This is a genomic window from Prevotella sp. HJM029, assembly GCF_000599605.1.
In the GTDB taxonomy this organism is placed as follows: domain Bacteria; phylum Bacteroidota; class Bacteroidia; order Bacteroidales; family Bacteroidaceae; genus Prevotella.
Map to the genome: position 1 here is coordinate 1 of NZ_AZHT01000041.1, position 2,357 is coordinate 2,357.

Annotated in this window: 2 protein-coding genes; both read right to left on the bottom strand. The window is 45.0% G+C overall.

Going from position 1 to position 2,357, the window contains the following annotated elements; all coding sequences use genetic code 11:
* Positions 1 to 49 precede the first annotated feature (49 nt).
* The gene (locus X919_RS0104140; RefSeq protein ID WP_028899139.1) at positions 50 to 1,024 is read right to left on the bottom strand and encodes a toprim domain-containing protein; all 975 of its coding nucleotides are present in this window, start codon (positions 1,022 to 1,024) and stop codon (positions 50 to 52) included.
* A gap of 182 nt (positions 1,025 to 1,206) precedes the next feature.
* On the bottom strand, positions 1,207 to 2,357 hold a 1,151-nt coding region (locus X919_RS0104145; protein WP_028899140.1), incomplete at its 5' end, for a virulence-associated E family protein.

Sequence of the window (2,357 nt, forward strand, 5' to 3'; positions counted from 1 at the left end):
AAGAACCATGAAAGGTCTTTGTCGCTCATCATAGTTTCCTTTTCCATTTCTATTTCATTTTAAGTTTAACTTGTTTTGATTTCTTGTTTTGTCCTGTAATTGATATGTGTATCTGTTCCTGCGCTTTCTGTTTCTGCTGCTCACGGACACAGTTGACATGAAAATCGTTGAGATCCTTGAAGTCTTTGTAATGTATGTTCATGTCCTCAACATGGAAGCCTGCCTTTATGAAATCTTGAACAGCCCTCCGTCCTGCTTCATCATTGTCAAGGAAGGCACGGATATGGGTGAGGTGTCGGTCATTCAAATAGCGGATAGTCCTTGCCACGTTGCTCACGGAGTTCATCACAAGGCAGTGGTTGGTAATCTCTTCTTTCATTGAAAGGAAGGAGAGGAAGTCCATGAAGCCTTCAAAGATACATACAGGCTCCGCTCTATCCGTGAATATCGGAGTAATGTCCTTCGGAGCTATCGTTCCCTTGAACGTCTTATCATCCCGAAGCTCATAGCCGCCAGAGAGATTGGCAAAGCCAATGGCTTGATAGCGCCTGCCCCTTACCTCATAGCTGATACATTTGAGGAAAGGCATAGCCTTTTCCGAGTTGATGCAACGCACCTTTGTAAGGTACTCCTGAAAATGTGGTGGCAGAGTGTCTGATATTTCTATCAGTCTCCTTGCTCCATTTACAGCCATCACAGGCTGGGTGTTGTTTGGTGCGAAGCCATTACAAGAACTATAGGTACCATCATCGGGAGCGTTCTGCCCCAAACGACGGATGGCTTCCGATAGCGTGCAGCCCTCCAATCGCATACAGAGGTCGATGATACTTCCGCCCCTGCCTTCGGCATAGTCTATCCAGAGGTTCTTCTCTGTGTCTACCTTGAAACTCGGATGTGTTTCCTCCCTGAGCGGTGAACAATACAGGGCATAGGCAGCAGTCCTACGTACAGGCTTGACGCCTTTCCTTTCGAGATACTCCACGATGGGGTATCGTTTGATACGTGATAAATCTTCTTCTTTCATTGTTTTGATACATTAATGGGTTGAATGATAATTATTTATGTTTGTCTGTTTTTGGGGTTTTACCTTTTCCAAAGTTTTCCCCCTCCAAACTTTTTCATCTTTCTTCTTACTACATACTATTCTGTGATAAGTGATTGATAATCAGTATTACTTTGTAGTATAAGGCAATACTACACATTCTACTACATTTGGCTACTACAAGTTTGAAGGAGCGGGCATGGCAAGATTTTCCTAATCTTGTAGACATAGATGGGGCTACTACCATTTCTTCGTTTGCTCACCTTTATGTATCCTGCTTTCTTCAAGGCTTCACCCATACGCTTGGCAACAAGTGGTTGGTGAGTATAAGTACCCAAATAAGTGAGTATCTCCGTAGTGGTCATTAACGAATAACTTTCATCCTCCGTTGGCTTTTCAAAACAACGCAACAAAAGCTCCATCTCTGCAGTCTGTACTTGAAAGTCTTCACTCTCCCTATATAGCTCGGCTATCTCATCATCGTCAAACCAATAACGAAAGCCTGACTTTAACAGGGCTTTGGCTTCCGCATAGACATTGTCCATCGAGATAGCTTTTGCTCTCTCAATATCTATGGAAAGCACTTCAAAGGGCAGGAAGCGTCTGCTTCCTGTAGGGTCTGTAAGAAAGTCGTTGCCGTTTACCGATGCCACAAAGCTTGCCAAGTGGGGATGTTCCTCCACATACTTGTCGTAGGGCATACGGTATTTGACCATCGGACAGGTGATAAGGTTTTTCAGCTCATTCTCGTCCCGCTTATTGAGGGCTTTGAGCTGGTCATCTATATTTACGATAAGGTTCTGCCCGATATAGGTAAGTGTATCTTTCTCCTGCGGATATATCTTTCCTGTGTAACTATAACCATATAGTGCCGGCGGACAGAGTAGGTCAAGGAACGTGGTCTTGAACTTTCCCTGCTCACCTGTGAGCACAAGGCAGGTGTGGTTACGGCACTCACGGTCGTCCATTGCGTTGGCAACCACTGCCACGAGCCACTTGGTGAGATGTTGTAACCACTTGTCAGAGTTGCGCACGACTACGCAACTTGCCAAGTGGGGAATGGCTTTCAGTGAAAGGGAAACTCCATTTCCACAATCACGGTTACTATTGCCTATATCTATCAAGGGCAACCCCTTGAAATACTCCTGTATGGGATTGATACGTGGAGAGAAGCTACTCTCTATAATGGAATAGAGGTTGTCAGAAGATGTGATAATCCCCACATCGTTGTCAAGTTCCCTGCGAAGCGTGTTGATTTCATAGCGCCCCACTTTTGAGAAGTGAGCATCCTCCTTGCTTCGGTATTCGGTTCGCC